We start from the raw sequence: 22,653 nt of genomic DNA, 5'->3' as shown, positions 1-22,653 counted from the left end.
AGGGCTGACTACGCCGGCGCCGTAAGGCGAGCAAAGCGGAGGATGCCTAAGATGGCCGGGGCCAGCTCATCCTCCATTTGGTGGTAGACCTCTTCCGCTCTTCGGTAGGGGTCTACCACGTCATTGTCTGCAGGATCGGCCGGCAGCGCTAAGTGACGCACGGAAGCCGCCCGGGCCGGAAGAGCCCGCCAGAATTCCACGATGTCGCCCGCAGGAACAACGTCACCACGCGTCTCCAGAACGGCAAGCATCCTCGCAAACTCACGAATGGTGAACGTTCGCTTCAACAAAGAGGCATCCAGCTGGAGGACTTCGCCCCGGTGCCTGGACGTCATAGCAAGTACAAGGTCGGTTTCCCGAAGGATCTTTTGGTTCAGCTGCCTGGCCGCGAAGTTGTCGGGGCTTCCGCGGAAGGTGCTGATCATGTTGGCCGATAGGGGCTGGATCGGCTCTCCGACCATGGCGCGTGTACCAGCGCTGCGAACCTCGAAGGAACCCGGGCTTGCGTGGTTGAGCCCTGCCTGCAGCAGCCGTTCTGCCACAGGGGAGCGGCAAATGTTCCCTGTGCAGACGGTGAGGATTCTAAACGGCTGGGGCGATTCCACGTGCGGCTCTTTTCTTGCGGGGCTTTGAACGGCTCAGGTCCCATCCCAAGTTAACACGGGCAACAGTAACCACCTTGTCAACAGCGCCCGGCCGGACCAATGCCCTTGCATTGAGTCCCTGCTATCTCATCGAACGCTTGACTGAAAACGCCCGCTCCGCATATTCTGAACGAACGGTCGGTAATTTATTAGGAGCAACCATGGCATCGCAGAATCTGCAATCAGTGCCCGCTGAGCTGTCCCCGGAAGAGCAAGAGCGGGAGGCGGCCGGTAAGGCGTACTTTGATCGCATCATCTCGGAAGACTCGCGCATCGAACCGCGCGACTGGATGCCGGAGGCTTACCGCAAGACTTTGCTGCGCCAGATCTCGCAGCACGCGCACTCGGAAATCATCGGTATGCAGCCGGAAGCCAACTGGATCACCAGGGCCCCGAGCCTGAAGCGCAAGTCCATCCTCATGGCCAAGGTGCAGGATGAGGCAGGCCACGGCCTCTACCTGTACTCGGCCGCCGAGACCCTGGGCCAGACGCGGGACAAGATGATGGAAGACCTGATTGCCGGCAAGGCCCGGTACTCGTCCATCTTCAACTACCCCGCAATTTCCTGGGCGGACATGGGAGCCATCGGTTGGCTTGTGGATGGCGCCGCCATTTGCAACCAGGTTCCCCTGTGCCGTGCCTCGTATGGTCCTTACGGCCGCGCAATGGTGCGCATCTGCAAGGAAGAGTCGTTCCACCAGCGCCAGGGTTTCGAGATCCTGCTGGAACTTTCCAACGGCACACCAGCCCAGAAGCAGATGGCCCAGGAAGCCGTGAACCGCTGGTACGCGCCATCGCTGATGATGTTCGGCCCGCCGGATGATGATTCACCCAACTCCAAGCAGTCCATGGCCTGGAACATCAAGCGCTTCAGCAACGATGAACTGCGCAGCCGGTTCGTCGGCATGATGGTGGAGCAGGTCAAGGTCCTCGGACTGACCCTGCCCGATAAGGACATCCGTTTCAACGAAGAAACCAAGAAGTGGGAGCACGGACCCTTGGACTGGAATGAGTTCAAGGAAGTCCTGGCCGGCCGCGGCCCCTGCAACTCGCAGCGCATCGAGCGCCGCCGTGAGGCACACGAAAACGGTGCCTGGGTGCGCGAAGCCGCCGTTGCCTACGCCCGCAAGCAAGCACAGAAAGAGAACGCAGCATAATGGCTCCTCACGGTAACCCGGAAGAACCGGCAAGCGCCGCCAGCGAGATCAAGCGCGAGGCGCCCAACGTTGCGGCCACCACGCCGGCCGAACAGCAGCACCACGAGACTCCATGGTCCCTCTGGGAGGTCTTCGTGCGCTCCAGCCGTGGCCTGTCCCACGTGCACGCCGGATCCCTGCACGCTCCTGATGCCGCCATGGCCCTCAGGAATGCCCGCGATCTCTACACGCGCCGCAATGAAGGCGTGTCCATCTGGGTTGTCCCGGCCGAGGCGATTTCCTCCAGCGATCCCGACTCCAAGGGTGCCTTCTTCGAGTCGCCGCAGGGCAAGGACTACCGCCACGCAACGTACTACACCAAGAGCGAAGGCGTGAAGCACCTGTGATGACTGACAAAGACACTGACTTCGCCATTGAAGGCCACGGCGATATCTCCGTGGGCGTTCATGGAGCCGGAGCTTCCGGTGACGGTTCGGCCAGCGCCACCCGCATCACGCCAGGCAACGCCCTCCGCCCTGAGGACATCGCCCTTGAAGTACGGCGTGGACACGTCAGGCCCAGCGAGGACGTAGCCGAGTTTGCCCTGCGCATTGGCGACGACGGCCTCATCCTGGCACAGCGCCTGGGCCAGTGGATTTCCCGGGCTCCTGAGCTTGAGGAAGACATCGCCTTGGGCAATATCGCCCTGGACCAGCTGGGCCACGCGCGCTCCTTCCTGACGTACGCGGGTGCCGCTTGGGACAAGGCCGAGGACGATCTCGCGTACTTCCGCCGTGAGCACGAGTTCCGTTCCGCGCACCTCTTCGAGCAGCCCAACGGGGACTTCGCGGTGACCATCGCCCGCCAGTTCATCGTGAGCTACTACCAGTACGAGCTCTACACCCGGCTCATGGAGTCCACTGACCCCACCCTCGCGGCCATCTCTGCCAAGGCAGTGAAGGAAGTGGATTACCACCGCGACCACAGCGCCCAGTGGGTACTGCGCCTGGCTGGCGGCACGGATGAGTCCCGCGCGCGCATCATCCAGGGCTTCAAGCTCGTGTGGCCGTACGTCGACGAACTCTTCGAGGACGATGAGCTCACCACCCGCCTGGCCGAGGCTGGCGTGACGGTGCAGCCTTCAAGCCTCCGCGCCGGGTTCGATCGCCTCACTGGCCAGATCATGGCCGAAGCTGAGTTGGAGATCCCGAGCGTCCCGCAAGCCTTGGGCGGCGGCCGCCGTGGCAAGCATTCCGAATTTCTGGGTTACATCCTTGCCGAGATGCAGGTCCTGGCCCGCGAACATCCCGGCGCGAGCTGGTGAACAGCATGGCAACACGGACTCTCACCAAAGCCGAGCAGCAGGCCTGGGACATCGCGTCCACCGTCTGCGATCCGGAGATCCCGGTCCTCACCATTGAGGACCTGGGGATCCTGCGCGGCGTGCGGGTCACAGAAGCAGCAGATACGCACGACGGCGGCCCGGCAAGTACCGCCGTCGAGGTCACCATCACGCCCACGTACTCGGGTTGCCCGGCGATGGACGCCATTGGTGACGACGTGCGGACGGCTTTCGAGAACGCAGGCTACGCGAGTGTGCACGTCAACCTGGTGCTCTCTCCGGCCTGGACCACGGACTGGATGACCGAGTCCGGCAAGGCCAAGCTGCAGGAATACGGTATAGCGCCGCCGACGGGCAGGGCTGCCGCCGGTGGGCACTCCGGTCCTGTTCGTTTGAGCCTGGCCGTTAAATGTCCGCAGTGTTCGTCGTTGAACACCAAGGAACTCACCCGCTTTGGTTCCACGTCCTGCAAGGCGTTGTATGTCTGCCAGGACTGCAAGGAACCGTTCGACTACTTCAAAGTCCTCTAAGGAATTCCATGACCACCGAAACCCAGACGGCCAGCCGCCGTCGTGCGTCTTTCCATACCCTGACCGTCTCGGAAGTCCGGCGCCTTACGGATGATGCCATAGAGGTCACGTTCGAGGTTCCCGCCGAGCTGGCCGGTCAGTACGACTACCTGCCGGGCCAGTACGTGGCATTGCGGACCAGTCTGCCCGACGAGAACGGTGAGCCGCACGAGGTCCGCCGCAGCTACTCGATCTGCGCAGAGCCGCGCAGCTTCGCGGACGGCAGCAGCGAGATCCGGGTGGCCATCAAGAAGGACCTTGGCGGAACCTTCTCCACCTGGGCCAACGCTGAGCTGAAAGCCGGCGACGTCCTGGACGTCATGAGCCCGCAGGGTGCGTTCATCTCGCGGCACGGCAAAGACGGATCCGCTGTCCAGCACAACGTCATGAACTCCATGAACCACCCGGAAGAGTTGGCGGGGGAGCCCGGGAACTTCGTTGCGATCGCTGCAGGTTCCGGCATCACGCCCGTGATCGCGATTGCCCGGACCCTGCTGGCCGCCAACCCGGAGACCACGTTTGACCTGATTTACGCCAACAAAGCGGCCATGGACGTCATGTTCCTGGAGGAGCTGGCGGACCTGAAGGACAAGTACCCATCGCGGCTGGCGCTGCACCACGTGCTGTCCCGCGAGCAGCGCATCGCCCCGCTCATGACCGGCCGCATCGATTCAGAGAAGCTGCAGGCCCTGCTGAGCAGCGCCATCCACGCCGAGGATGTGGACGAGTGGTTCCTCTGCGGGCCTTTCGAGCTTGTCCAGCTGTGCCGCGACACCCTCGCTGCCCGCGGCGTGAAGCCCGAGCACGTGCGTTTCGAGCTTTTCACCACTGGCCGGCCGGACCGCCCTGAGGGTAATGCCGGCCGTCCCGTTGTGGAGGACGAGTCGAAGGAAACCTACAAGATCACGTTCAAACTGGACGGTTTGACCGGCGAGGTCGCCAGCCCCACGCATGCGCGCGAATCCATCCTCAACGCTGCGCTGCGTGTCCGTCCCGATGTTCCGTTCGCCTGTGCCGGCGGCGTCTGTGGAACCTGCCGCGCCAAGCTCGTCACAGGTACGGTGTCCATGGATGAGAACTACGCCCTGGAGCAGGACGAGCTGGACAAGGGCTACGTCCTCACCTGCCAGTCCCACCCCACCAGCGAAGAAGTTACTGTCGACTTCGACGTCTAAGGAGTCCCCATGATCGAGCTCTCCATTGCCAACGGCATCGCCGAAATTGTCCTCAATGCCCCCGAAAAGCTGAACTCGCTTAACGAGGACGCGCTCGCCGAACTCGATAAAGCGTACGACGACGCCGCTGCCGCCGCCTCGCGCGGCGAGGTGCGGGCCCTGCTGCTTCGCGGGGAGGGACGCGCCTTCTGTGCCGGCCGCGACATCGCAGGTGTTACGCCCGAGACCGACGACGCACAGGCTTACCTTGGCGGCCTGGTGGAGCCGCTGTTGAAGAAGATGGCTGCGTTCCCGGCACCCACCTTTGCCGCCGCGCATGGTGCTTGCCTGGGTGTCGGGCTGGGGTTGTTGCTGGCTACGGACGTTGTGTACGTGGCGGAGAATGCCAAGTTCGGTTCGCCCTTTGCCAAGCTGGGTGCCACCCTGGATTCAGGCGGGCACTGGTACTTCACCGAGCGTCTGGGCATGCACCGGACATTGGACCTGATCTATACGGCCGACCTGATTTCCGGTTCGGAGGCCGTGGCGCAGGGTATGTTCAGCCGCGCGATGCCGGACGACGCGTTGCTGGCCATGACCCGGGCGATCGTGGAACGGGTGGCAACAGGTGCCACCGGCGCGTTCGTTGCCTCGAAGGAACTCGTTGCCCACATCCGCGATCAGCGCCTTGGCCTGTGGGCATCCATGGCCGAGGAAAACACCGAGCAGGCACGGCTCTGCAAGACCGACGATTACGCCGAGGGCTTCCGCGCTTTCCAGGAAAAGCGGGCGCCGGTTTTCAAGGGGTGATCCCGAGTCCCTGTCATTGGACCAAATCCAGGACGGCGCGGAGGATGCTGTCGGTGTCGATCCCGTGGTAGCGGTAGACGTCCTCGAGGCCGCCCGCCTGGCCGAAGGTGTCTACGCCGAGGTTGCGGCTTTCGACGTGATGCACGCTGGCGAGGAACGCGAGCGTGTGGGGGTGGCCGTCGAGTACGGTGACCATAGGGACGGCGCGCCCGGAGGGCAGGATTTGATCCAGGATCCAGGACGGTGCGTCCGGGTTCTGTCCATTGCGGCCCTGCAGTGCGTCGTAGAGCAGACCGGGGCTCGTCACGCATATGACGTCCACGGGGATGCCTTGGGCGGCGAGTCGCTCGGAGGCTGCAACCGCTTCCGGGACCATGGCGCCCATGGCGACGATCGTCGCGAACGGTGTCGCGGCCGTGCGCAGCATGTAGCCACCAGCGACCACTTGGCGACGGCGACGCTCACGGGCGGCGGGATCTTCCGGGACGGCGGCCAGTTGCTGATCGACGGGTTTTGTGGACAGCCTCAGGTAGGCGGATTTTCCGTCCGGTCGTCCGAGTTGGGACATGGAGGCGAGCAGCGTCCACTCGACGTCGATGGCGAAGGCCGGTTCGTAGCTGGTGCAGCCGGGTTGTTCAAGGCCGATGGACGGCGTCTTGATGGACTGGTGCGCACCGCCTTCGGGTGCGAGCGTAACACCCGACGGTGTGCCCACCAGGATCGACTGGCCGCCGGCGTAGATGCCGTAGGCCCATGGTTCCAGGGCACGCTCGACGAACGGGTCATAGAGTACTCCGATTGGGAACAGTGGCTGGCCCCAGCGGCTCCATGTTGCGCCGAGTTCCCCCAGAAGGCTGACAAGGTTCACCTCGGCTATGCCGAGTTCGATGTGCTGTCCAGTGGGCTTTTCACGCCAGTGCATGACGGTTTCGGTGTCGTCGCTGAACCAGTTGGGGCGCTCTTCCACAGACCATACGCCCACCTTGTTCAGCCAGCCGGCGAGGTTGGTGCTGGAACTTACGTCCGGACTGACAGTGACCAGTCGGCGGGCGACGGCGGGCGCTGCACGGGTGACGTCCAGCAGGGTGCGGCCCAGGGCTGCCTGCGTGGTCGCCGTGCCTGAGGGCGTCCTGCCGAAATCCGACGGTACTGCGGGCGGGGCAACAGCAGGTTCAGGGGTGCGCCGGAGGGTTTCCGCTATGGTTCGTACCAGCTGCCCCTCGGGGCTCACGGGATCGAACCGCGTCCACGGTGAGTCCGGGTTTTCGCCCATTCTGTCTGCTAGCTGGCGGTACTGATCGATGGTCAGCAGCGAGGAGTGGTTCTGCGGATGGCCCTCGGTGGGCAGTTCGTTGCCCTTGACGGTGTAGGCGATGATGACGGTGGGACGGGTGTCATCGATCTGGGAGTATGCCTCGCGCAACGCGGCAAGGTCGTGCCCGCCCAGGTTCCTGATGGCCTGTGTCAGGGTCTGGTCCTCGACGCCGGCAATAAGTTCCGCGATGGCCGCGCCACCTGCGCCCTCACCGGGGAGCCGGCGGCGCAGTTCCTCAGCGGAGCAGCGCAGGAGCCGCTGGTATTCGGGGTTGGACATGTCAACAATGCGCTGACGGAGCGCTTCGCCTCCCGTCCTGGCCATGAGATTTTCCAAGAGATGCCCGAAGCGCACGGTGATGACCTGCCAGCCAGCCGCCGCGAAGAGACGCTCGATCTTGCCTGCGGCAATGTTTGGCACCACCCGGTCAAGGGACTGCCTGTTCAGGTCTACGATCCAGACGATCTCACCAAGATCCGCAACGTTCGAGTCCAGCACGGCCTCCCAGACGGCCCCCTCGTCCAATTCCGCGTCGCCGACGAGCGAGTACTGGCGCCCACGATTCGGTGTGCCGCTCACGGTTTCGATGTATCGCCGCGAAATGGCACCCCAGATGGGCGCGGTGGCCCCAATCCCCACTGAGCCTGTGGAGTAGTCAACGGGATCCGGGTCCTTGGCACGGCTGGGGTAGCTCTGCAGCCCGCCGAACTCGCGCAGCGTTGTGAGGTACTTTTCATCCAGGCTACCCAGCAGATAGTTGATGCTGTGGAGCACCGGCGAGGCGTGAGGCTTCACAGAGACACGGTCTTCGGCGCGAAGCTGCCCGAACCAGAGCGAGGTCATGATCGTGGCAATGGAGGCACTCGAGGCCTGATGGCCGCCCACCTTGATGCCGGATGCGTTCGGCCGCACCTTGTTTGCGTGGTGGATGATGGATGTCGCAAGCCACAGGACTCGGCGTTCTATCGCAGCAAGTGCGTCCAGTTGGGGGTCGTCGAAGGTCGAGGCGGTCTTCGCCGCCAGGTCATCGCTGACTGGGCTCAGGTTCATTGGTTGCCTTAATGGGTGTGGTGGTCAGGTGGGTGCGAAGTGGCCGTAGGCCGCAGTGAGAGTGGCTACTGTGCGATCAGCCGGCCACGTTTGAGGACCCCAACAGGCATGGCGAGAGTGGTGATGTCCTGAAGGGGGTCCGCCTCCGTGACAATGAGATCGGCCCACAGGCCGGGTCGAATCCGACCCGCTTCCTTCTCCACGCCGAGCATGTCGGCGGCTTCACAGGTTGCAGACTTCAGTGCATGCTGTGCTGCCAGTCCGGCGTCGACATAGCGTTCCAGCTCGCGGGCAATGAGATCAAAGGTGACGTGCGCAGGGCCTGCGTCCGTGCCTGCCACGATCGACACACCGGAATGGAGGAACTCGGTCACGTTGGCAAACCGCGATTCCAATCGCGCCACCACATTGCGATCCTTCGGGTTGGACAGCACTTGGTGGCCCGCCCGCAATTGCCGGGAAACGATGTCTGCAGAAATGACGGTCGGCACAACGGGGATCCCGGCATCTGCCGCCCGGCGCAACAGCTCGCGATCGGGCACGCACTGTTCATCCGGCCCCAGCATGGAGGCGTGTTCCAACGAGTGCACGCCTGCCTCGATGCACGCCGCCATCGAGGAACTGGCATGGGCATGGGCCGCAGTCCTCATCCCATAGGAGCCGGCGATGACCACTGCTTCACGGAGCAGCGTGGGGTCGAATTCAAAGACGCTGGGACTGGTTCCGGGAGTCAAGCCGCCGCCGCTGGCCATGAGCTTGATCCAGGTGGCGCCGGCCGCGTGCTGTTCGGCGATGATTGTCTCGATGTCGTGACGGGTGCGTACCTCGCCGCCCATGTCGTGACCGTGCCCGCCCACGCGGCAGATGGGCGCACCACAATGAACCACTGTGGCGACGTCCGAAACCATACCGAGAGCTGCCCTCATGGGGGCCAGCAGATGCCTGGGTGTCCCGCAGTCCCGCACAGTGGTTGTCCCGGCACGAAGCGCAATCCGCGCATTTGCCACAACCTGCGCAATGATCTCATCATCGCTGCTGCTCTGATAAGTTCCCTTCGGATCGTCACCGCCATCGAAGGCCAGGTGAACATGGGCATCCATCAGTCCGGGAACCACAAAACTGCCCTTGAGATCCAGGACGCTGCCCATGCCCGGCTCACTGCCGGCATGAGTGATACGGGAGATCTGTCCTGCCTGGAGCCACACGTCGCTCAGGGAACCTGACGTACCCGACTCGGGATCAACAACACGCGCATTGAGCAGTACGGTGACGTCGTCACCTGTCCGGGCAGCCCGGCTGACGCTATACGGTAGGGGTCGGTCCCTCACGTCAAAGGTGATGGTCATGTCAGTTGCTCCTTTTGCTTACGTGCATCGAGTAGGTTTCGTCCAGCAATTCCCTGAGCGCGTCAGCGGCGAGGCGTACGTCTCCCGCGTCAACATCGAGATGGGTGACGGCACGAATCGTGGACGGGCCAAAAGCGCCCATGCGGACCCCGCTCTTCTGAAGCAGGCGGTCCACCAGCGCTGCTGCGGTGACGGGGAAATCGACCAGGTCAAAGAGGACAATATTTGTCTGAACCGTTAGCGGGTCGATCGAGATGTGAGGGTTGACGGCAAGCAGCTCCGCCAGCAGGCGGGCATTCGCGTGATCATCTGCCAGCCTGTCCACGTTGTTGCGGAGGGCAAAAGTACCCGCTGCCGCCACAATGCCTGATTGACGCATGGAGCCACCCCACCGTTGCTTGAGCCGCCACGCCTCATTGATGAAATCAGCGTCGCCGGCCAGCACTGCTCCCATTGGAGCGCCCAGGCCCTTGCTGAGGTCCAGCCAGACTGAATCAAACGGGGCACAAAAGTCGTGGGCCGATACGCCGGTGGACACCACCGCATTGAGCAGGCGGGCGCCATCCATGTGGGTTTGGATCCGGTGGGCCCGTGCCACATTCGTCACAGACGTGATGCCCTCCAGCGACCAGCAGGTGCCGCCTCCGAGATTGGACGGCTGCTCAATGGAGAGCACCGCATTACGGGCCGATGACCTGCCCTCAGGGCGGAGTGCCGCTTCAAGCTGGGCAACCGAGAACACGCCACGATCTGCCCTGATTGGCCTGTACATAGCTCCGGCCAAGGCGGGGGCCCCGGTTTCCTCATGGCACAGTGAGTGCGCGCTCTCGTCAACAAGAATCGCATCGCCAGGCCGGCAGTGCAGTGCATAGGCGATCTGGTTGCACATCGTCCCTGATGGCAGGAAGACTGCCTCGTCCTTGCCCAGAAGCTCCCGTGCCAGGGCAACCAGCTCGTTGGTGGAGGGGTCTTCACCCTTTTGTTCATCCCCAACCTCGGCGTTTGCCATGGCCCGCCGCATGGCCTCTGTTGGCCGGGTAATAGTGTCGCTGAACAGATCGATCCTGATGGGGTAGCTTGACCCGACGGGAATCAATGTGCGGCCTTGGGTAGCTTGGCAGTGCGGGGCTGGAACAACTTGTAGCCGTCCCGTGGAATGCCTACACGCACGTGGGAGGAGTCCGTGCGCTCGCGGGTTTCGACCACCAGGGCCTGCTCGCCGACGCCTACCCTGTACCGGAAGTGATGGCCGTGATATGACCTCTCGAGGACGGGTCCATTGACAGTCATTTCGTAGCCGTCAGACGATGCATCGTCAGGCAACAACGCCAGCGCTTCCGGCCGAACGGCAACCACGACGCCGTCGGAACCAATCGAGGATGGTACGTTGATCGCTTGGTCCAGCCCGTCGATCTTGATCGTCACGATCCCCTTTGAGCGGGCGATCACTGTTCCCTCCAGCAGGTTGCTGGTGCCAACGAAATCGGCAACGAAGAGATCGGCTGGATCGTTATAGATCTGCTCCGGCGTACCAACTTGGCGCACGGTTCCGGCTGACATGACCGCAATCTTGTCGCTCATTGCCAGGGCTTCGTCTTGATCGTGCGTCACAAAAACCGTGGTGACGCCAATCTTGCGTTGTAACTGAAGCAACCAATCGCGGGTGCGTTCACGCAGCTTGGCATCAAGATTGGAAAACGGCTCGTCAAGGAGCAGCAAGCGCGGAGGGAATGCCAACGCGCGTGCCAGCGCCACACGCTGTTGCTGGCCGCCGGAGAGCTGATGCGGATAGCGGTCTGCATGATCGGCGAGGTCAACCAGCTCAAGCACTTCCTCGACGCGTCGGCGGAGTGCCTCGGACTTGTAGCGTCGGAGCCGCAGCGGATAGCCGACGTTGTCGCGGACCTTCATGTGCGGCCACACGGCATAAGACTGGAAAACAACGCCGCAATCGCGGCGTTCCGGCGGCAGGAATGCGGAGGAGTCATGGTTGAACAAGGTCTGGTCGCCCACAACAATACTGCCGCCGTCCGGCTTGAGCAGTCCTGCGATGGACCAGAGTGTTGTGGACTTGCCGCAGCCGCTTGGGCCCAGCAACGTCAGGATCTGCCCGTCGGAAGCGGTCACCGACACGTTGTCCAGGACCGTCAGACGGCCAAACTTCTTGGTGAGATTGGTGATAACCAGATCAGACATTAGGGCGAACTCCAAACAGAATGCGTCCTGCGCCCAGGACAGCTGCGGTGATGACGAGTTGGATGACTCCGAGGGCGGCGACGGTGCCGCCGAGGCCATTTGCTGCGATTTGAAGCATGGCCAGTCCCAGAACCTGGGTTTCGGGGGTCACCAGGAAAACTGCGGCGTCGGCTTCGTTGAGCATTGCTACAAACAGCAGGACAAATGAGATGCCCATGGCCGGCCTTAGCAGGCTGAGAATGATGGTGCGCATCGCCGTCCACCAATCCGCCCCGGCCGAGCGTGCGGCGCGGTCCAGGTCCGCACCCAGCGCGGCAAGCGATGGATAGAACGCGGCATAGCCCATGGCGAGCGCGCGGACCCCGAAGGCGATTCCGACCGCCCAAAGCGTGGCTCTGAAGGTCCCGGAGTGGTCCAGGATGGCAAACGTCCAGAAGAAGGCCATGCCGGTGATCAAGCCTGGGACGGCCCGGGGATACAGCACGATGTGCTCCAAGGATCCGCGGAACCGAAAGTTGGAACGGTGGGCAACCAGTGCGATGACGGAAATGCAAGCGGTGGCAATGGCGGCGCCAACTGTGGCAATTAACAAGCTGTTGCCGATCGCTCCGGTGTAGAGCGGGTTGGTCAAAATCGCTGAGAAGTTCTCCAGTGTCAGCACGCTGAACGGGTTGATTGCCGGGGTCAGAAGGGCGGTGACAGAGGCGAGAATGACCCCGCTGAGCGGCACCAGGGTTGCACAGCCCAGAACAACTCCGATGACTGCGGACAGCAGCCAGCCGAAGGGGCCCAACCTAACAACGTTCGCCGGTCTGGATGACTTTCCACCGGTCGTGGTAAAGCGGGCGAGGTCACCGGCCAAGCGGTTGCGCAGCAACAGCAACAGAGTGACGGCGAGCAACAACATGACGGCTCCTGCAGGCAGAACTCCGCCACCGGCGTCGGCGCTTCCGGTCCACTGCCGGTACAGGTAAGTGGACATCATGTTGATGTTCTTTGAAGTACCAAGGATGAGCGGAATACCCAGCGTTTCCAGCGCCAACGCGAAGACCAGCAGTCCGGAGTTCAGCAACGCCGGGCGCAGCAACGGCAGAGTCACCGAGAGCAAGGCGCGGAGGGGACTAGCGCCAGCGCAGCGGGCGGCTTCCTCGAGTGTCGAATCGCCTGAGGACAGTGTCCCCCGGGCAAAGAGATAGACCACCGGCGAGCCAAGGACCGTACCCATGACCACCATTCCTGCAACACTGTAGAGGTCAAAGGGAACAGTGAAGGGTGTGTACTCCTCAAGCAGATGGGTGGCGTATCCGTTCTTCGACCACATCGACTGCCACCCGACGATGAGCACCAGTCCAGGCAGGACCAAAGGCAGGACAATCAGGGCTGAATAGATCCTCCGCAACGGGACGTCGGTGCGGGCTACCAACAAGGCCACGGTGGTTCCAACCACAACTGAGCCGATGGTGGCGAAGACCGCGAACTGCAGGCTGTTGACGACGGCTGACCACCAGAGGGGGTCAGTGGCCAGTTTGCGGAAGTTGTCCAGCGTACCGTTGCCGCCGGACTCATAGAGCGGGGTGGACCAGAGCGAAGACCAGACGATCGGCACGATCGGACCGAGGATCAATAGGAGAGCGAGGACCCAGACGCCGTAGTGGATGGCTCTCTCCGGCAGCCATGCCCGCTTGATATTCCCTATACCGGGCGGCGGTGACGGTGCCTTGGGGCCTGTGAGTGTTGAGCTGCTCATCGCCCGAATGCTTCTTTCCAGCGGTTCTTGAAGGCCGGTGCATCCGTAACCAGGGCCTGGTCCCACTTGGCGATGTTGATGTTCTCCGCACCCAGCTGCGCAGTTACCTTGGCCAAGTTCACTGGGCAGTCCACCCCGTCCAGGTAGGGTGCGAACCCGCCGGCGCAACCGGCCGTTTGGCCGGCCTTGTCAATCAGGAAGTTCACAAACACTTTGGCCGCATTGGGTGACTTTCCCCCGGTGGTCGCTCCGGCTCCACGGGGCATGAAGGGTGTTCCATCTGCGAAGAACTTGTAGTTCAGCACCTTCGCGGCAGCGCCGGTGATGAGTGGCCGGGTTGCGCCGGACTGGAAGTAGGACATGGTGTACTCGCCCTGCAGGAGTTTGTTGTACATCGGCCCTGCACTGGCTTCGACCTTGGTGTTTTGTCCGAGTTGCTCCAAAACCTTCCAACCAGCCTCTCCCGCCTTGGCTATGTATGCGTGATTAACCGTGTAGCCAAACTCCGTAGTGCCGTCATAGGTGACGATCTTGCCTGTGAGTTTGGGGTCGCTGGACATCTTGGCGAGTGCTTCAAGGGAATCGGGTTGTTCGGATTCGGGCAGGAGGGTGGTGTTGATCAGTGCCATGACAGGGTTCAGTTCCATTGCGAAGACCCCGGGGGCGAGTTTCGCGAAGTCGGGCAGCGGCGCGGCAGCAGGTGGTGTGAAGTCCTGGATGTCACCACGTTTGACCAGATCAAGGAAGTTCGCGCCTTGGAGGCTGACAATGACGTCCGCGGTCTTTCCGCCCGTGGCCTTCTCGTTGAGGTACCGCTGGAAGCTCTCGGTTCCACCCAGGCTGATGTAGCTGGTCTTGATATCCGGATATTGGTTCTGGAAAGCAGTCAGGACCGGTTTCATGGACGCCTCATTCGCCTCGCCGTAAACCAGCAGCGAGCCTTCCTTGGAGGCGGCGTCGAGGATTCCCGGATCCATTGCCGCTGCGGTCGGAATGTCCGTCTTGACGGCATAGGCATTGGGGGTGTCACTCCCGGTGCTGCAGCCTGTCAGGCTGGCGAAGCCGCAAAGTGCAGCAACAGCGACTATTGCACGTCGTTTCATGTGGGACTCCTTTGTCACGGGACGGTGCTTTGGGTTGGGACGGTGCTTTGGGTTGGGACGGTGCATTTGGTTTGGGACGGTGCTTTGGGTTGGGACGGTGCTTTGGGTTGCGGCAGGTGTTTCTCTGGGTCTAGCGCGCCGACCTGGCGTCCCGTAAGTGAATACGCATCGGCCGCCGGGATGCTCCGGCCGGTGCTCGCATTGCGGGGAACCTTCGGGTCTCCCGCTACGGTGAGGCACTGCTATCTGGCGACAACTGGCTTATCCGTAAGTGAATTGCAGTGTTTCGCGGGTTGTTCTTAAACTTTGGCACGTGGCGGGCTATTGCGCAATAAGTGAATCTGACTAATATTATGAGCATGAACAAGTCCTCCATCGCCCCGGAGCGTGGCACCAGGCCGCGGAACCGGCGCGCGCTGATACTTGCTGCGGCGGGTGACCTCTTCGCGCAGAAGGGATACGCGCAAGTGAGTATGACCGATGTGGCCAAAGCCATGGCGGTTCAGCCATCCGCCCTTTACCGACATTTCCCGAGCAAGGGCGAGCTGCTTCGCGAGGCAGTTGTGGCAAGCCTCCAGCCCGTTTTGGATAGCGTTACCCAGACCCCGGACGGCGACCTCGAACAGTTGATCACGGCGCTCGGCCGGGCAGTTCTTCAGCACCGGGAAAACGGCGTGCTGTGGGAGCGTGAATCCCGCCACCTCCCGCCTGCCACCCGCTTCGATATTGCCAGCGGCGTCAAGTTCGCCATCAGCAGCAAACTGCAGTCCGGCAGCTATGCGCTGCCCGCTTCCGAGGCTGACCTGCGGGCTTGGGCCATGTTTGCTGTGATGATCAGTGTGTCGTGGAACCCTAACCGGCTCTCGCGGGTGGATGAAGAACTCCAACTGGCCATGCTCGCCCGCACAGTACTCGTCATGCCATTGCCCCCGATTGAAGCGTCGGTGAATCACCGGCGCGCGTCGATTGCCATGCCGCGTAGCCGCCGTGAGGCACTGCTGGCTGCCTCAATCCGACAGTTCGCCGCGTTTGGGTTTGAAGCCGTGAGTCTTGACGATATCGGCGCCGAAGTTGGAGTCGCGGGTCCCAGCATTTACCGCCATTTCGACAGCAAGGCGGAAATGCTTGCCGCAGCACTGCATCGCGCCACAGAGGTGCGGTGGATGGACATGTGGCGGGCTCTCTCTGAAGCCGCTGATGCATCTGAGGCACTCCAGCGCATTCTTTCGTCGTACATTGCTTTCTCGTTGGGCAGCCCGGAATTCCTGCAATTGGCCGTGTCTGAACGTCCGCACCTTCCCGAGCGGGACTTGCAGAGCTTAATGGAGGCGCAGGGCGACTACGTCACCGATCTGGCCTCGCTGGTTGAGGACGTTTACCCGGGTGCCGATCAAGAGGTGGTCAGGACCCGGGTGAAAGCGGCCCTGCACGTGATCAGCAGCGTTGTCCGCACTCCATTCCTGCGGGACATCCGAGGCATCCAGGAAATTCTCGAAAACATCGCCTGGGGTCTCATTGCACCCGCAACCACCTGAGGGCTTGTCATGAGTACACGCCTAAGTAGTTAGCGCGCCGAATCGGATAGGCCACATTCACCGCTGGCCGATCTTCCAGACGCATCACTCTCACCAAAATGAAGTCTTGCCCGGAAATCATCTCAGCAATAAGATAATGACTACTGAAGTAATCTGCCCTGGTGGCATCAGCGCAATATGCTCGCCGGTCTGACCACGAGGAGATCGGCTGGCGGTGCTGGTGACAAATGCTGAGGCCTCGATCATCGCCTATGACCCAAAGGCTTCCCCTGCTGGCGAACCTGGGCTGCACGTCTGGACGATCATTGCACCGATCGTCCATCCACTCCGTCAATAAAGGAATCGAATGAAGCCGGTAACCCGCAGGATCGGAATAATCGGACATGGAGCCATTGGGGCTCGTGTCGCTGCTGACATTGCCGCTGGAAAAGTCAAGGGGGCCACCCTTGAGGCAATCATCAGCCGCACGGCCATACAAAACGCGCCGGCGGCGCAGGTGGAGATAGCAGAGGCGTTGGAGCGCTGCGACCTGCTGGTTGAATGTGCGGGCCAGGAGGCCCTGATCGAGCATGGCGAGGCTGTGCTTTCTGCGGGCGTAGATCTGCTCGCTACATCGCTCGGGGCGCTTGCGGACCCACACCTCTCACAGCGATTGCTCTCCGCAGGCCCTGGCAGGCTTTTCTTGACCTCGGGTTCCATAGGTGGCCTGGATCTGTTGGCGTCGGGCGCCCGCGCAACGGGCTATGACGCCGTCAGGATAACCACAACCAAGCTCCCGGGTTCCCTGATTCAGCCGTGGATGGACGAGGTTGAGGCTGATCGCATTCGGAAGACGGCCGGCCCCATCGAGATCTTTGCTGGGTCCGCCGCCCGAGCCACACAATTGTTTCCAAAGTCGCTCAACGTGGCAGCCGCCGTCGCCCTGGCGGTAGACGACTGGGACTCTGTGGCTGTGTCTGTACGAGCCGACCCGGCGGCCGAGCTTACTACGCACTTGATCGAGGCTTCAGGAAACAGCGGGAATTACCGCTTTGAAATCCGCAACAAAGTATCGCCGCAAAACCCGCGCACCAGCGGCGTTGTCCCGTTCGCTGTGCTCCGGTCCTTGGAACTGATCGTCGGCGCGCGCGGTGGAATGATCTAAGTTCCTCCTTCCCTGCGGCACCCCTTCCCACATCGATATCCTTGGGTATGAGCGAAATTGCGCATGCCACTATCACGTTTGAGGGCTATTTCGCCCGGGACTTGCCCGAGATGGCTATTCCTTGGCGGGCGGAGGAGGCTCCGGACCCGCAGCTTCTCATGCTCAACGAGGCCCTCGCCGTCGAGCTTGGTCTTGATCCGGTTCTTCTCCAGGGACCGGAGGGTATACGGCTGCTGATCGGTAATGCCATCCCGAGGACTCGAGTCCCGTGGCTCAGGCGTACTCGGGACACCAGTTCGGTTGGTACTCACCCCGATTGGGGGACGGGCGTGCCCTCCTGCTGGGTGAGATCGCCGGCGCTGACGGGAGGCTCCGCGACGTCCACCTCAAGGGCTCGGGCCGGACGCCCTTTGCCCGGAACGGTGACGGCCAGGCGGTGGTTGGTCCCATGCTGCGCGAGTACATCGTGAGTGAGTCGATGCATGCTTTGGGCATTCCCACTACGAGGTCCCTTGCCGTCGTCGCGACGGGCCGCCCGGTTCAGCGCGAGACTCTCCTGCCGGGCGCCGTCCTGACGCGGGTTGCCAGCAGCCATCTGCGGGTAGGCAGTTTCCAATACGCCAGGGCCACCAATGACATGGATCTGTTGCGCCGCCTTGCCGACCATGCGATCGAACGCCACCACCCGTCGTCGGAAGCGGAAGCCAACCGGTACCTTGGCCTCCTCCAGGACGTCATATCGGTCCAAGCGAAACTGGTGGCCCAGTGGATGCTCATCGGATTCGTGCACGGTGTCATGAATACCGACAACATGACAATCTCTGGCGAAACCATCGACTACGGTCCATGCGCCTTCATGGAAGGCTTCGACCCCGGAGTGGTATACAGCTCCATCGATGAAACAGGACGTTATGCCTACCGCAACCAACCGCTGGTTGCGGAGTGGAACCTTGCCCGTTTCGCCGAATCAATCGCGCCTCTCATCCACGAGGATGAGGAGCAGGCGGTGACCCTTGCCGTCGAGGCACTCAACGGGTTCCGCGAGCAGTACAGCGCCACATGGTTCAACGGCATGAGGGCCAAGCTTGGGCTACCTGAGGTAATTGACGACGGCGTTGCCTCACCTTTGGTGGATGACCTGCTTGAGCTGGTTCAGGAGTCACGGGCGGACTACACATCGTTCTTCCAAAGCCTCAGTAAGGCAGCCCGCGGGGAGGTTGAACCCGCCCGCCGCATGATCCTTGACCTGGCAGCGTTCGATGCATGGCTGGAACGTTGGCAGGCTGTGACGCCGGATGCTGACGCCATGGACCGGGTCAACCCGATCTATATCCCACGCAACCACTTGGTGGAAGAAGCGCTCACTGCGGCAACAGAGGGGGACATGGGCCCGACGGAACGGTTGATCGAAGCAGTAGCTTCCCCGTACAGCGAGCGCCCGGGCTTGGAAAAGTACGCCGCGCCTGCGCCGGAGAGCTTCGGCCCCTACCGGACCTTCTGCGGCACGTAAAGACCGGATAAAGCGATTGTGGCGAGACCCCTCCCAGTAGGGGTCGCGCTCCTCCTCATCTATTGTCCTACCTGCCCGCACGTGCCGTTGAGCTTGAAGTCAGACCACGCTGGACTTGTGAAATCGGTGAATCCCTTCGTCGTGGCTGACAGGGACGCGAGATCACTGTTGGTGGAGTGGTTGCCATATCCTGGGGTCACGCCCGGAACCTCGGCAACGTCTCCCAACGGATGGTTGTCAAAAGCGGTTTGGCTGGCACAGTCGAACGATTCGACGATGGGGTGGATTGTTGCTGACGCAGCCGGTGCGAGTCCTAGAGTTCCCGCGAATGCGATGCCGATAACTGCGAGTGATTTTGTCGTCAGCTTCATGGTTCTCTCCTCCGAAGACAGGAGCGTCGGGCGGCGCCCCGAGCACCATTAAGCTCTCGCCCAGGAGGCATGGCAATAGGGCGAACATTCCCCCCGGGCCTGGAGGGATCCAAGCGCGCGAATCGTGCTTGCAAGCGCTTGCGTTAACTTCGTCATGGCACTACCGTCGTTCTCATGCCCTCAACAGTGGAAGCGGTCGCCGAACTCGCTAATGTGTCTGTATCCACCGTTTCGCGTGCCTTACGGGATGTCCCTGGTGTTTCACCTGACACGCGCAAGCGCGTGCAAAGAATCGCTAAAGAACTCGGCTATGTTCCATCGCTTGCCGGCTCCCGCCTGGCAACTGGCAGGACGGGAGCCATCGCGATTGTTACCCCTAACCTTTCCAAATGGTTCTTCGGCCAGGTGCTTGCGTCGGCGGGGCGGATTCTTCGCGAGGCCGGCTTTGACGTCTTGTTGTACGAACTCGCAGACGCCCCGGCGCGGCAGCGCTTCTTCGCTGGATCGAGCCTCGCCGGAAGGGCAGACGGCGTGCTGATCTTTGCCTTGCAACCGACTCCGGAGGAGCTTGCCACTCTTGAAGCCCAGAACCTGCCAGTTGCGTTCTTGGGCTCCGGGGTTCCGGGCCGCTCCGGTGTTCGAGTGGACGACCGAGCAGCTGGACGCGCAGCTGTGCGGCATCTGCTCAACCTGGGGCACGATCGGATCGCCTTCGTCGGAATCCGCGAGGCGGCGGACAGCATGCTTGGAGGCATCCCGCCAGCCGAGCGTTTGAAGGGCTACCGTGAAGCCCTGGCTGAGGCAGGGCTGGAGCCCACTCAAGACCTTGAAGTCCACGAGGAAAATACAACGGCCGGCGGATCAAGGGCCATGGCCCGGCTGTTGTGCACGGAAGTGGCTCCTACTGCTGTCTTCGTGGCGTCCGACGAGATGGCTTTCGGCGTGCTGCGCACCCTAAAAGCCGGGGGAATCGACGTTCCGGGTGACATGTCGGTTATTGGGTTCGATAATCACGAGCTCTCCGAGATTCTTGACCTGACCACCATGGACCATGCGGTCGCCATGCAGGGATCTGAAACTGCGCGCCGGCTGCTGGCTTTGATCACGCCCGACGCCGGTGCGGAGCCGGATTTGGTGTTGTCGGCGCAACTGGTTGTTCGCGGTACTACAGCGCCGCCATTTCCCTTGCGTGGCAGGCGAACTGTCACGCCACGCACTTAAGAACCACACCTAGCGAAGAGGATTCAAACCATGGAATATCGCAAGCTTGGCGCCTCCGGCATGTACGTCAGCGAACTGGCCTACGGCAACTGGGTCACCCACGGAGAACAGATCGACCAGGACGCGGCGACATCGTGCGTAAGGCAAGCACTGGATCTTGGGATCACCACCTTCGATACTGCCGACGCTTACGCGGGAACCCGGGCAGAATCGGCCTTGGGCGAGGCCCTCAAGGGAGTCCGACGTGAAGGCTTGGAGATTTTCACCAAGGTCTACTTTCCTACAGGAGAGGGAAAGAACGATCGCGGGCTCTCTCGAAAGCACGTGATGGAGTCAATCAACGGCTCGTTGCGCAGGCTCGGTACGGATTACGTTGACCTCTACCAAGCTCACCGCTACGACTATGAGACGCCGCTTGAGGAGACGATGCAGGCATTTGCGGACATTGTCCGGGCAGGCAAGGCACTCTACATCGGTGTTTCCGAATGGACGCCGGACGAGATCCGGGCTGGCGCCAAACTCGCCAAAGACCTTGGCATCGGCCTGATTTCGAACCAACCCCAGTACTCAATGCTGTGGCGGGTCATCGAGGAGGAAGTCGTTCCCACCAGTGAGGAGCTGGGCTTGGGGCAGATTTGCTGGTCCCCGTTGGCCCAGGGCGTCCTTACAGGAAAGTACATTCCCGGCAACGCTGCGCCCGCCGATTCGCGCTTCACCTCCGAGGACGGCGCCTTGAAAGACGACCACAAGTTCATGCGCCCGGAGGTACTGGAGAAGGTCCAGGCATTGCAGCCGATTGCCAATGAAGCAGGACTATCCATGGCCGCCTTGGCAGTGGCCTGGGTCCTGCAGAACAACAACGTAGCGGCGGCAATCGTTGGGGCGTCCAAGCCCGGTCAACTGGTGGACAACGCCACGGCGTCGGGCATGAAACTTGATGCTGAACTCCTCAGCAGAATTGATCAGGTCCTGGAGCCGGTCATCGAGCGGGACCCGGGGAAAGTCGAATCGTTCCTCACCCGCCCCTGAGCGCATTGCCATTTAGTCGCTCCTCAACCGCCGTTCGGAGCGATTTCAGATCCGGGAGGCTTCCGGCGCCATCGGTCGTTCGATAGATCCGGCAGCTCAGGGCGGGGCCTCCGAGGACGGGAAAGAGGTCCCGTCCGTCGAGCCGGAACGTTGGGGAGCCTCGGAACCCCAGCGAGGCCGCTTCCTCCTCGGAGTCCACCACTATCAGCACTAAGCCTCCGGAACTTCCGGCCAACCTCAGTGCCCGCTCGAAGAGGTCCTTAGCGGCCGCAGCATGGGGACAGTCCGGAATTGTCAGCAGTTCTGCGCCCATACCCGATTATCCAACATGACGAACATAGGTGAGCATCCATCAGCGGTGAGAGTTTGGCGCGCGGGACACGGTTGGCCAGGTCAAGCGCGTCGCCCTCGAACGTGGTTTGTGCTCTTCAATCACCGGGACATATCGATGCTGGTTCCCAATCCGTGAAGGACCGCAGCGTCGTACAGCAGGCGGCCGATGGCCAGGTCCAGCATCCCAATTCCCACCGAATTGAAGAGCGTAATATCGTCCTCGCTTTCGCGTCCCATCAAGCCGCCCGCGATGACTGCGCTGAGCTCACCCTCGACGTCGTCTATCGTTATGACGCCTTCGGCCACGGCCATCATGAGGTCGCCCGACTTCTCGATGGCCGTAGGCATGCTGTCCACGAACACACGTGACCGTCGCATCCCCTCCGAATCGATTTCCCGGTGGGTGGGACGTGGCCGGGCACCGACAGCATTGATGTGGAGTCCGGGACGGAACCACTCGCCACGAACCAAAGGCTCCACGGACGGCGTCAGGGTACAGAGCACGTCGGCTTCCGCCACAACTTGCTGGACACTGGAGGCCATTACCAATTCGATCGGGTGGTGCGCGGTCCTGGCCTCGAATGCCGCCACTGTAGACGCGCTTCGGGACCACACCACTACCTTCCGGATGGGAAGAACAGCCATCAACGCTTCAACGTGGGCAATGGCCAGGGCTCCTGCGCCCACCAGCCCCAGAGTTGAACTGTCAGGGCGGGCAAGGAACCTGCTGGCCACGGCGCTCGCGGCCGCAGTTCGAATTCGGGTGGGCACCCGCCCGTCCAAAAGTGCGAGTGTTTCGCCTGTCCGCCGATCAGCCAACAGGATACTGGAGCGCTGCGTGGGCAGCCCGTCCTCGCGGTTCGCGGGGATATCGGAAAGCAGCTTCACTGCCGCCAGCCCTTGGCTTTCTGCCAGTCCAGCCATGAGGAGGTAGCGCGCCTCCGACGACGGCAGGTGCAGGGATAGCGGACCGGGCTGAAGGGCAGTGCCGCGGGCGATGTCACCAAAACCGCGTTCGACGGCGGTAATGGTGTCGGTCATGCTGGCGAGGGATTCGAGTGTGGATGCTGTCAGGACAAGTGTCATGAGTGCCTCTGT

Annotated in this window: 20 protein-coding genes and 1 pseudogene; 11 read left to right on the top strand and 10 right to left on the bottom strand. The window is 62.1% G+C overall.

Annotated features, from left to right (window positions below; genetic code table 11):
• Positions 1-8: 8 nt before the first annotated feature.
• Positions 9-605 (bottom strand): arsenate reductase/protein-tyrosine-phosphatase family protein, encoded by a 597-nt coding sequence (locus tag ACZ5G6_RS18735; protein WP_223934322.1) that lies wholly within the window; start codon positions 603-605, stop codon positions 9-11.
• A 200-nt stretch (positions 606-805) separates the two neighbouring features.
• On the opposite strand from ACZ5G6_RS18735, the gene paaA reads away from it, so the two are divergent.
• The 6 genes from paaA to ACZ5G6_RS18705 are packed head-to-tail and all read left to right on the top strand — an operon-like array spanning position 806 to position 5,655.
• The gene (gene paaA / locus ACZ5G6_RS18730; protein WP_223934321.1) at positions 806-1,801 is read left to right on the top strand and encodes a 1,2-phenylacetyl-CoA epoxidase subunit PaaA; all 996 of its coding nucleotides are present in this window, start codon (positions 806-808) and stop codon (positions 1,799-1,801) included.
• Positions 1,801-2,187 carry a 1,2-phenylacetyl-CoA epoxidase subunit PaaB gene (paaB, locus tag ACZ5G6_RS18725; RefSeq protein WP_223934320.1) on the top strand — a complete coding sequence of 129 codons (387 nt, stop codon included), beginning with the start codon at positions 1,801-1,803 and terminating at the stop codon, positions 2,185-2,187. Before paaA ends, paaB begins: the two co-directional genes overlap by 1 nt.
• Entirely contained in the window at positions 2,187-3,104 is a 918-nt protein-coding gene (gene paaC, locus ACZ5G6_RS18720; protein WP_498687225.1) for a 1,2-phenylacetyl-CoA epoxidase subunit PaaC, read from the top strand. Before paaB ends, paaC begins: the two co-directional genes overlap by 1 nt.
• 5 nt (positions 3,105-3,109) lie before the next feature.
• On the top strand, positions 3,110-3,652 hold the full coding sequence (gene paaD, locus ACZ5G6_RS18715) for a 1,2-phenylacetyl-CoA epoxidase subunit PaaD (RefSeq protein ID WP_498687223.1): 543 nt from the start codon (positions 3,110-3,112) through the stop codon (positions 3,650-3,652).
• Between the two features lie 8 nt (positions 3,653-3,660).
• Positions 3,661-4,866: a 1,2-phenylacetyl-CoA epoxidase subunit PaaE gene (gene paaE / locus ACZ5G6_RS18710; protein WP_498687221.1), complete on the top strand. Its 1,206-nt coding sequence runs from the start codon at positions 3,661-3,663 to the stop codon at positions 4,864-4,866.
• Positions 4,867-4,875: 9 nt separating this feature from the next.
• Complete coding sequence (locus tag ACZ5G6_RS18705) at positions 4,876-5,655, top strand: enoyl-CoA hydratase/isomerase family protein (RefSeq protein WP_498687219.1); 780 nt, start codon at positions 4,876-4,878, stop codon at positions 5,653-5,655.
• A 13-nt stretch (positions 5,656-5,668) separates the two neighbouring features.
• On the opposite strand, the gene ACZ5G6_RS18700 is transcribed toward ACZ5G6_RS18705, so the two are convergent.
• The 6 genes from ACZ5G6_RS18700 to ACZ5G6_RS18675 form a co-directional block, all read right to left on the bottom strand.
• Positions 5,669-8,020, bottom strand: coding sequence for a thiamine pyrophosphate-binding protein (locus ACZ5G6_RS18700; protein WP_498687217.1), 2,352 nt, complete (start codon positions 8,018-8,020; stop codon positions 5,669-5,671).
• 65 nt (positions 8,021-8,085) lie between these two features.
• Positions 8,086-9,366: an amidohydrolase family protein gene (locus ACZ5G6_RS18695; protein ID WP_498687216.1), complete on the bottom strand. Its 1,281-nt coding sequence runs from the start codon at positions 9,364-9,366 to the stop codon at positions 8,086-8,088.
• A gap of 1 nt (position 9,367) precedes the next feature.
• A complete protein-coding gene (locus ACZ5G6_RS18690) occupies positions 9,368-10,462 on the bottom strand; it encodes a threonine aldolase family protein (RefSeq protein WP_498687215.1) in 1,095 nt (364 codons plus the stop codon).
• Positions 10,459-11,562, bottom strand: coding sequence for an ABC transporter ATP-binding protein (locus tag ACZ5G6_RS18685; protein WP_498687213.1), 1,104 nt, complete (start codon positions 11,560-11,562; stop codon positions 10,459-10,461). The genes ACZ5G6_RS18690 and ACZ5G6_RS18685 overlap by 4 nt, the downstream gene beginning before the upstream one ends.
• Positions 11,555-13,309 carry an ABC transporter permease gene (locus tag ACZ5G6_RS18680; RefSeq protein ID WP_498687211.1) on the bottom strand — a complete coding sequence of 585 codons (1,755 nt, stop codon included), beginning with the start codon at positions 13,307-13,309 and terminating at the stop codon, positions 11,555-11,557. Before ACZ5G6_RS18680 ends, ACZ5G6_RS18685 begins: the two co-directional genes overlap by 8 nt.
• On the bottom strand, positions 13,306-14,412 hold the full coding sequence (locus tag ACZ5G6_RS18675) for an ABC transporter substrate-binding protein (protein WP_498687209.1): 1,107 nt from the start codon (positions 14,410-14,412) through the stop codon (positions 13,306-13,308). The genes ACZ5G6_RS18680 and ACZ5G6_RS18675 overlap by 4 nt, the downstream gene beginning before the upstream one ends.
• A gap of 359 nt (positions 14,413-14,771) precedes the next feature.
• Between ACZ5G6_RS18675 and ACZ5G6_RS18670 the strand changes: the two genes are divergently transcribed.
• From ACZ5G6_RS18670 to ACZ5G6_RS18660, 3 genes and pseudogenes are all read left to right on the top strand, one after another.
• Positions 14,772-15,947 carry a TetR/AcrR family transcriptional regulator gene (locus tag ACZ5G6_RS18670; protein WP_498687206.1) on the top strand — a complete coding sequence of 392 codons (1,176 nt, stop codon included), beginning with the start codon at positions 14,772-14,774 and terminating at the stop codon, positions 15,945-15,947.
• A 346-nt stretch (positions 15,948-16,293) separates the two neighbouring features.
• Positions 16,294-17,091, top strand: coding sequence for an aspartate dehydrogenase domain-containing protein (locus ACZ5G6_RS18665; protein WP_498687204.1), 798 nt, complete (start codon positions 16,294-16,296; stop codon positions 17,089-17,091).
• Between the two features lie 47 nt (positions 17,092-17,138).
• Positions 17,139-18,601 (top strand): annotated as a pseudogene (locus ACZ5G6_RS18660) (protein adenylyltransferase SelO).
• A 59-nt stretch (positions 18,602-18,660) separates the two neighbouring features.
• On the opposite strand, the gene ACZ5G6_RS18655 reads toward ACZ5G6_RS18660, so the two are convergent.
• A complete protein-coding gene (locus tag ACZ5G6_RS18655) occupies positions 18,661-18,972 on the bottom strand; it encodes a hypothetical protein (RefSeq protein WP_498687201.1) in 312 nt (103 codons plus the stop codon).
• 174 nt (positions 18,973-19,146) lie between these two features.
• On the opposite strand from ACZ5G6_RS18655, the gene ACZ5G6_RS18650 reads away from it, so the two are divergent.
• The gene (locus ACZ5G6_RS18650; RefSeq protein WP_498687199.1) at positions 19,147-20,193 is read left to right on the top strand and encodes a LacI family DNA-binding transcriptional regulator; all 1,047 of its coding nucleotides are present in this window, start codon (positions 19,147-19,149) and stop codon (positions 20,191-20,193) included.
• 30 nt (positions 20,194-20,223) lie between these two features.
• Positions 20,224-21,222, top strand: a complete 999-nt coding sequence (locus ACZ5G6_RS18645) for an aldo/keto reductase family protein (RefSeq protein ID WP_498687197.1) — start codon at positions 20,224-20,226, stop codon at positions 21,220-21,222.
• On the opposite strand, the gene ACZ5G6_RS18640 is transcribed toward ACZ5G6_RS18645, so the two are convergent.
• On the bottom strand, positions 21,209-21,535 hold the full coding sequence (locus ACZ5G6_RS18640) for a hypothetical protein (RefSeq protein WP_498687195.1): 327 nt from the start codon (positions 21,533-21,535) through the stop codon (positions 21,209-21,211). The genes ACZ5G6_RS18645 and ACZ5G6_RS18640 overlap by 14 nt on opposite strands.
• Positions 21,536-21,654: 119 nt before the next feature.
• Positions 21,655-22,641 (bottom strand): ornithine cyclodeaminase family protein, encoded by a 987-nt coding sequence (locus tag ACZ5G6_RS18635; protein WP_498687193.1) that lies wholly within the window; start codon positions 22,639-22,641, stop codon positions 21,655-21,657.
• Positions 22,642-22,653 lie beyond the last annotated feature (12 nt).

The organism is Arthrobacter sp. TmtSoilC51 (assembly GCF_055388015.1).
Note: the sequence above shows the minus strand (reverse complement) of the source record. Positions and strands in the feature narration are given on the sequence as shown.